Consider the following 281-nt stretch of genomic DNA (forward strand, 5'->3'; position numbering starts at 1 on the left):
TATGTTCCAACTGAATTAAGCGTCAAACTTGTGCCAGTCGAATTATTCGACCATAATACTGTGCCTGTTGTGCAGTTGGCCGTTAATGTCAAACTTGTTGGTGAACAAACCACTAATTGACTTGGTGGCGTAATGGTCGGAGTAGTTGGTTTGGCTTTGATTTCTAAATTCGTTGCTGAACTTGGGTCTGATTCACAACCATTTAAGGTACATTTCGCTGATATTGAGTATGTTCCAACTGAATTAAGTGTCAAACTCGTGCCTGTCGAATTATTCGACCA

Annotated in this window: 1 protein-coding gene; it reads right to left on the bottom strand. The window is 40.6% G+C overall.

From position 1 onward, the window contains the following. Positions 1-281 (bottom strand): hypothetical protein (locus tag ABR854_RS25965; RefSeq protein ID WP_350268749.1); only part of this gene is annotated, 281 nt, incomplete at both ends.

It is taken from the genome of Emticicia sp. W12TSBA100-4 (genome assembly GCF_040253585.1).
Classification (GTDB): Bacteria; Bacteroidota; Bacteroidia; order Cytophagales; family Spirosomataceae; genus Emticicia.